Source organism: Bradyrhizobium sp. LeoB3 (assembly GCF_055456055.1).
The window spans coordinates 1-7,515 of record NZ_JBVBEF010000180.1; the positions used below are offsets into that span (position 1 = coordinate 1).

6 protein-coding genes are annotated in these 7,515 nt (G+C 62.6%); all 6 read right to left on the reverse strand.

Annotated features, from left to right (window positions below; translation table 11 throughout):
* Positions 1-181 precede the first annotated feature (181 nt).
* The 6 genes from ACZXDY_RS43775 to ACZXDY_RS43800 are packed head-to-tail and all read right to left on the reverse strand — an operon-like array spanning position 182 to position 7,042.
* On the reverse strand, positions 182-1,444 hold the full coding sequence (locus tag ACZXDY_RS43775) for a TetR/AcrR family transcriptional regulator (protein WP_464349751.1): 1,263 nt from the start codon (positions 1,442-1,444) through the stop codon (positions 182-184).
* Positions 1,444-2,442 carry an ABC transporter ATP-binding protein gene (locus ACZXDY_RS43780; protein ID WP_464349752.1) on the reverse strand — a complete coding sequence of 333 codons (999 nt, stop codon included), beginning with the start codon at positions 2,440-2,442 and terminating at the stop codon, positions 1,444-1,446. Before ACZXDY_RS43780 ends, ACZXDY_RS43775 begins: the two co-directional genes overlap by 1 nt.
* A complete protein-coding gene (locus tag ACZXDY_RS43785) occupies positions 2,435-3,427 on the reverse strand; it encodes an ABC transporter ATP-binding protein (RefSeq protein WP_464349753.1) in 993 nt (330 codons plus the stop codon). The genes ACZXDY_RS43780 and ACZXDY_RS43785 overlap by 8 nt, the downstream gene beginning before the upstream one ends.
* A 17-nt stretch (positions 3,428-3,444) precedes the next feature.
* Complete coding sequence (locus tag ACZXDY_RS43790; RefSeq protein WP_464349754.1) at positions 3,445-5,151, reverse strand: ABC transporter substrate-binding protein; 1,707 nt, start codon at positions 5,149-5,151, stop codon at positions 3,445-3,447.
* Between the two features lie 41 nt (positions 5,152-5,192).
* Positions 5,193-6,092 carry an ABC transporter permease gene (locus ACZXDY_RS43795; RefSeq protein ID WP_464349755.1) on the reverse strand — a complete coding sequence of 300 codons (900 nt, stop codon included), beginning with the start codon at positions 6,090-6,092 and terminating at the stop codon, positions 5,193-5,195.
* Positions 6,089-7,042, reverse strand: coding sequence for an ABC transporter permease (locus tag ACZXDY_RS43800; protein ID WP_028162678.1), 954 nt, complete (start codon positions 7,040-7,042; stop codon positions 6,089-6,091). The genes ACZXDY_RS43795 and ACZXDY_RS43800 overlap by 4 nt, the downstream gene beginning before the upstream one ends.
* Positions 7,043-7,515 lie beyond the last annotated feature (473 nt).

Consider the following 7,515-nt stretch of genomic DNA (forward strand, 5'->3'; position numbering starts at 1 on the left):
GAGGTGCCTTACCTCTCCCCGTCGGGGAGAGGTCGGATCGCATCGTGAGATGCGATCCGGGTGAGGGGGATGAGCTCCATCGAGGAACCGTAACCCCTCACCCGGCGCTACGCGCCGACCTCTCCCTATGGGAGAGGTGAACAACCGCGGTCACGCCGATTCAAACAATACTCATCATGCGCTAGCCGAGCGAATTCTCTGTCGACAACAGACCGGTGAACAGGGGACGAACGTAGAGCCGAACTGCGTTCTCCGCCGTGATCGCTGGTGTCCACCGCTCCAACTCCGATGCAGCATTGACCATCGTCGACACGAGCTGCGCGGCAATGGAGGCGTCGAGCACGCGAACCTGACCCTGTTCCATTCCTTCGACGATGAACCTGCCGAAGCGTTCGGTGAGGCGGTTGAGCCCGGCCTGGGCATCCTTGCGCTGGCCGAGCGGGAGCGCACCCCAGGCGGTGATCCGCAGCAGGGGTCCCTGATCGGACAGTTGAAAGCGGACGAGCTCCCGCGCGCTCGTGCAGAGGCGGGCCCAGCCGGAGGGGCTGCGCTCGATGGCGAGCGACTGCATCCTCCGCACCACGTCAAAGGTTCGCTCGAAGCAGGCGATGATCAATTCGTCCTTGCTCGCGTAGTGATGATAGAACGATCCCTTGGTCAGGTTGAGGCTGCTCGCGATCCGCTCCAGCGATGCGCCGCGATAGCCCTGTTCATTCACCATCATGGTGGCCGCGCGCAAGAAGGCCTCTGGAACGACATCCCGTGCGGTCGCGGCTCGCGGCCAACCGAGCTCGGGCGCTGCGCCTTCCCGCCAGGACTTGGGCGATCGGGCAAGGCCATCGATCAGGATCGCAGACATCCGTTCAGCCGCGGGTCGATAGTCGGACGGCTCATAGCGTGAGATCCACGCCCGCATCATATTAACGAGCGACAGCAGGAGGTGGGTCCGGGCATTTCGCGACAGGCGATCGTCCGCCGACTCGCCGGCGGGAAGGAGCGAGCGCACGCTGCGGAACAGATCGTTGTAGGCGTCGAATACGCGACGCGCATGAGATCCGGTCAATGCGCGGATATCGTTGAAGAACACCAGCTCGTCCCGTGCGCCGGTGGCGATTTCCGCCAACAGATCGGCATAGCCGCATACGTAGCTGCGGATTCTGTCTTCCGGGCGGTTCTCCCCTGCCGCGTCGAGGACCACGGTTTTGGTTGTCTCTATCGCCGCAAGCAGACAGGCCGCCGCGAGATCCTCCTTGCGGCGATAGTAATAGGTGATGCTGTGGGTCAGCAGCCCGACATCCCCAGCGATCTCGGCCAAAGTCGCGCCCTTCAGGCCATCGCGGTTGAAAAGGCGCGCCGAGGTTCCGATGATCGCCTCGCGCCGCTTCAGGTATTTTTGCGTGTACGCAGCCGGATCACCGCGCCGCGTCGATCTCTCGGACGGCATTATTGTGCGGCCATGTCGTGCAGGTGGCAAGCCACGGCCCGATCGGCACCGAGGTCGCGCAGTGCAGGGTCCTCGTGTCGGCAGCGATCGATCGCAAGCGGACAGCGCGTGTGGAAGCGGCAGCCGGAGGGCGGATTCATCGCGCTCGGCACCTCGCCCGAGACCGGAACGCGCTTGCGGGTAGCCTCGACCACGGGATCGGCGACCGGCACGGCCGCCAACAGCGCCTGGGTATAAGGATGGAGGGGCGTCCGATAGATCTCGTCCCGCGCCGCGATCTCGACGATCCGGCCAAGGTACATCACCGCGATGCGGTCACTGACGTGGCGGACCACGGCAAGGTCGTGGGCGATGAAGAGATAGGCCATTCCGAGCCGCTGCTGCAGCTCGACGAAGACGTTCACGACCTGCGCCTGGATCGACACGTCGAGCGCGGAGACCGGCTCATCGCAGATAATCAGCGCGGGCTCGAGCGCCAGCGCGCGCGCGATGCCGATCCGCTGTCGCTGGCCGCCGGAGAATTCGTGTGGAAAGCGGTCGGCCATGTCAGGCAGCAGCCCGACCGTCCGCATCAGTTGCGCGATCCGTTGATCAAAGGCCTTTCTGTCGTTCGCGAGGCCATGAACCTCGAGCGGTTCGCCGATGATGTCGCGGACCTTCATGCGCGGATTGAGCGATCCGAAGGGGTCCTGATAGACCATCTGCATGCGCCGGCGCAGCGGACGCAGGCTGGACTTGTCGAAATGGGTGATGTCCCGGCCCTCGAACTCGATGCGTCCCCCGGACGGCTCCAACATCCGCAGGATCGCAAGGCCCGTTGTCGACTTTCCGCAACCGCTTTCGCCGACAAGGCCAAGCGTTTCGCCGCGCTTCAACTGGAACGAGACGCCGTCGACGGCCTTTACCGTCGCCACTTGCTTGCGGAACACCGCGCCCTTGTGCACGGGAAAGTGCACCTGCAGATCGTCGACGCGGAGGAGGACATCGGCCTCAGACATGTGCAGGTGTCTCCAGCCAGCAGGCGGTTTGGTGTTGCGGTCCGATTTCGGAAAGCGCCGGCCGCTCGCGGTGGCAAAGGTCGGTGGCCTGCTTGCAACGCGGCGCGAACGCGCATCCTGTCGGGAGCCGGGCGAGGTTGGGCGGCTGTCCGTCGATCGGCACCAGACGCTTATTGGTGTCGCCGTCGAGCCGCGGCACCGATGCCATCAGGCCACGCGTATAAGGGTGGCGGGGATTGGCGTAAAGCTCGCGCGCGGGCGCCTGTTCCACGACGCGCCCCGCATACATCACGACGACCCGGTCGGCATAGCGTGCGACCACTCCGAGGTCGTGCGTGATCAGGATCAGCGAGCAGCGAGAACCTTGCGCGAGATCCTTCAACAGGTCGAGGATCTGCGCCTGAACCGTGACGTCGAGCGCCGTAGTCGGCTCGTCCGCAATGATCAGCCGCGGCTCGCACGCCAATGCCATCGCGATCATGGCGCGCTGGCGCATGCCGCCCGAGAACTGATGCGGATAGGCGCGGAGCCGCGATTCCGTATCCGACATCCGCACCCGGCCGAGCAGTTGTTTCGCGGTGCCAAGCGCTGCATCCCAGGGCTTGCGTCGATGGACATTGATCGGTTCGGCAACCTGCAATCCCACCGTGAGCACCGGGTTGAGCGAGCTCATCGGCTCCTGGAAGATCATGGCGATTCGGTTGCCACGAATCTCCATGATCTCGCGCTCGGAAAGCTTGGTGAGATCGGTGCCTTCGAACAGGATCTCGCCGCTTTCGATCCGGCCGGGCGGTGAGGGAATCAGGCGCAGGATCGACAGCGCGGTCACGCTTTTGCCTGAGCCCGACTCGCCGACGACAGCCACCGTTTCTCCCACGCCGACATCGAAGGAGACATCATCGACGGCGGTCACCGCTCCCCGGCCGCGACCGAACCGGGTCACGAGGTTGCGTACGCTGAGGAGAGGTTTGGCTGCCGCCGTCATTGCGAGGCTCACTGTTCCTAATAACCAAGCTTCTTCTTCAGATCCTGATCGATCCAGAGTCGAGCATGGATCGGACCGGGTCGTTCGGAGCCGACACGCAGTTCGCCGCCATAGTTCTTCACCCACGGCCACCATGCCGTATAGAAGTAGTCGACGGGCAGCCAGATATAGGGGGCCTTGTCCACGATCTCGCGCGTCAACGCCTTGATCATCTCCTGGCGCTTGGACTCGTCCCGCTCCAGGTAGACGTCGTTCATCTTCTTGTCGAATTCGGGATCGGAGTATTGCGACGGATTCCAGGTCTGCTTGGTGACGAAGCTCTTGCGGATCGACGTCGTGGGATTGGTGTGGCCGTTGCGCATGAAATAGCCCGGGGCGTTGGTCTTCGTCGTCATGGCGGAGAGGAAGGCGCCATATTCCATCGGCTGGATTTCGAGCTTGACGCCCACTTTCTCCAGATAAGCGGCAACCAGTGGCAGCAGATCCATGTGATCCGGCGAGCAGGAGCAGACCTGGACCTTGAAGGAGAAGCCGTTGGGATATCCGGCTTCCTTCAGCAAGGCCTTCGCCTTGTCCGGATTGTAGGTGAAGAGCTCCTTCACGCTGTCGGGCATACTTTCCAGTGGCTCGTAGTAGCCGATGTAATCCGGATGCATGGGATAGGCGAACAGTTCGGCATTGCCATTATAGTAGGAAGCCACGATCTCCTTCTTGTTGACCGCCATGTTCAGCGCGCGCCGCACCCGAATGTCGTCGAACGGCTTGGTGTCGACGCGCATGGCGAGGAAGGTGCCGCCAGTGCCGAGCGAACGCGACCACTGCAATTGGGGCGCACTCTTCTTCAATTCGTCTACGGCGGTCCATCTGATCGCTTCGAGAAGGTCGAGCTTGGCCGTGCGCAGTGCGGTGAGGAACGTGGCCTCGTCCTTGATGGTGCGATAGACGATCTTGTCGACGAACGGGAGCTGGTACTCCTGGCCGGCGATCTTTTCCTTGTCCCAGTAGACCGGGTTCTTCGAGAATGTGACGGCGTTGCCCTGGATGTAGTCCGTCAGCATGAACGGGCCGGTGCCGTTGGCGTTCTTCCAGTTGCCGGCGCCGGCGTCGACCACTTCCTTCGGCACGATGCCGGAATAGTAGCCCCAGCCGAAACGGTAATCCCACTCGGCGTGATAGTTGTTGAAGGTAAAGACAACCGTGTGCGGGTCCGTCGCCTCGACTTTCTGCACATGATCGAAATAGGTCGGGACCTTCTTCGGGCTCTTGTCGAGGCGGTAGTAGCTTTGCACGACGTCGTCGGCGACGAGCTCGCGTGAGGCCATCACGCCCGGCTTTTCGGGAAACATCACGCCCTTGCGGAGCTTGACCTCGACGCGGAGCGGATTTTCCTTCCATTCCCAGCTTTCCGCGAGCTCACCCTTGACGGCGTCGCTCGGCAGCCAGGCATCGGGCACGAAGCTGTATTTGCCGCCGTTGCGCTTTGCCTTGGAAAGATCGCCGACAAAGAGCTGCTCGTACATCAGCCCGGTGTCCTGCTGGAATTTCCAGGTCCAGTCGGCGGGATCCCACGATAGCGGCGACAGCGTCACGTAGACCATGCCGATGTTGAGCGTGCCGCCGACTTGCGGCTTTTCGTCCGCCAGGGCAGGCGACTGGGACAGGCCAAGCGTAGCTGCGATGGCCAAACCTTGCGCGAGACTGCCGAACGTCGTCTTCCGATCCATGCTTCTCTCCCTCCTCTTTGTTTGTTTTGTATGGCCGCCGGCTATCGCGACCCGCGCATGCGCGGGTCGAGCAGATCGCGCAGGGCATCGCCAAAGACGTTGGTGGCATAGACCACGATGGTCAGGCAGAGGCCCGGCGCCAGCGCCAGCCATGGACCCTGGAACATGTAGGTTCGGCCGCTGCCCGACAGCAGTCCGCCCCAGGTCGGCGCCGGCGGCGGAACGCCAAGCCCGAGGAACGACAGTCCGGACTCGACGAGGATCACGGCGCCGACGCGGGTGGTGAACAGCACGATGATCGGCGGCATGATGTTGGGCAGGATATGCCGCCAGAGGATGCGGCCGGTGGAGGCGCCGATCGACTGGCTGGCGTGCACATACATGTGCTCGCGCACGGAGACGACGGCGCCACGGATGATGCGCGAACCGGCGATGCCGAAGGCAAGGCTCAACACGCCGATGATTTGCGGCATGCCCGGACCGACCACGGAGACGACAGCGATCAGGATCACGAGTTCGGGAAAGGACATGTAGGCATCGACGAATCGCTGCGTGATCAGATCGAAGCGGCCGCCGAGATAGCCCGTCAGTGCGCCGATCAGCACCGAGATCACGGTTGCAAGGAACGCGGCCGAGAAACCGATAATCACCGAAAGGCGGGCGCCGTACAGGCAGCGCGAAAACAGGTCCCGGCCGAGATTGTCGGTGCCGAAGAGATGCGCCCAGGACGGCGACTTGAGCCGCTGTATGGGATTGATCTCGTTGAAGCCATAGGGCGCCAGCACATCCGCGAACAGGCCGGCAAAGACGAACAGCAGAAAGATGATCCCGGCCGCGGCACCAAACGGCTTCTCGCGGAACAGGCGGCCCAGAAACTGCAGCGCCGGGTTGCGTCTCGTCTCCTGGCCGACGGAGGGATTGGCCTGTTCGATCGCCGTCATCTGGTCCTCACTCGCGGATCGAGCAGTCCGTAGCTGAGGTCGACCATGAGGTTGATGAGCATCACTGCGAGTCCAACCGTCAGGAACACGCCGGTGACGATCGGGTAGTCTCGCTGATTCACCGCCTCGAGCAGGAGAAGCCCCATGCCGGGGATGACGAAGATCTGCTCGATGATGATGGCGCCGCCGATCAGCAAGGGGGCCTGGAGACCCACCAGCGTAATCACCGGGATGAGCGCGTTGCGCAAGGCGTGGCGCATGATGACGAGGCGTTGGTTGAGACCCTTGGCGCGGGCGGTGCGGATGTAGTCCTGGCGCAGCACCTCCAGCATCATGGTGCGCGTCATGCGCATCGTGACGGCCGACAGGCTCGCGCCGAGAACCATGGCCGGCACGATGATCTGCTTGAGATTCTGGATCGGGTCGTCGGCGAACTTCACATAGTTCACTTCGGGCGACCAGCCCCACCAGATCGATGGGAACACCATCACCATGGTGCCCATCCAGAAGCTCGGCACGGCCAGTAAAAGAATCGAAAACGAGCGCGCGACGAAATCTCCCACCGTGTCCTGCCGGACGGCGGAGTAGACGCCGATCGGCAGCGCGATCACGAGACCCACCGCGAGCGCGATGACGCCGAGCTCAAAGGTGACGGGCAGGCGCTGCAGGACGAGTTCCAGGACCGGAGTCGATTGCCAGAGCGAGCGGCCGAAATCGCCTTTCAAGATGCCGGCGATCCAGATCAGGTATTGTTCGGCCATGGGCTTGTCGAGGCCGAGCGCTTGAACGAGCTGCTCGCGGCTCAGCTTGTCGGCCGCCAGATCGTTCTGGCTCAGCATCATGTCGATCACGTCGCCCGGAATCATCCGTACCGTGGCGAACACGATCAGACTCGCAAACAGCAGCGTGGGGATCAGCGCCAGCAGCCGGCGCACAATGTAGCCGTACAAGGGCCTACCCGCTGATCGTAGCAGCCATCAAGCATGCCGAAAGTTCGAAAAGAGTGTTCGCTGGCTTCACCTTGCAGTCCTCCCTCTTGCAATCGGTCTGTTGCCGATTTTTCGTGAGGAGAAATTTGTCGCTCAGCTTGCGTTGCAACGCGGCAATTTCGAGCATTTCCCCACTGTTGTTTGGATCCTATCACCGGCCAGCGCGCTTGCAACAGCCTCCGTCGAGCGGCGGCTGCTTCCAAGCTCGCTGGCAGCTAACATACTCGTTTTTTGAAAATGCAGATGCGGCTCGTGGCCGCAGTGTGACTCGATCAGGAAGGGTGAAGAAGAGGTCCTACGAGCGAGCGTTACTCCTCACGCGCGCCACCGGGCGCGCCCTTGGCGCGACCGGTTGGCGGGGTAGTGTGCGGAAGGTTCTGCAAAAGCCTGAGAGGCTGGAGCGGTCATGGTAAGTCCGGTGATTGCGAAGATCA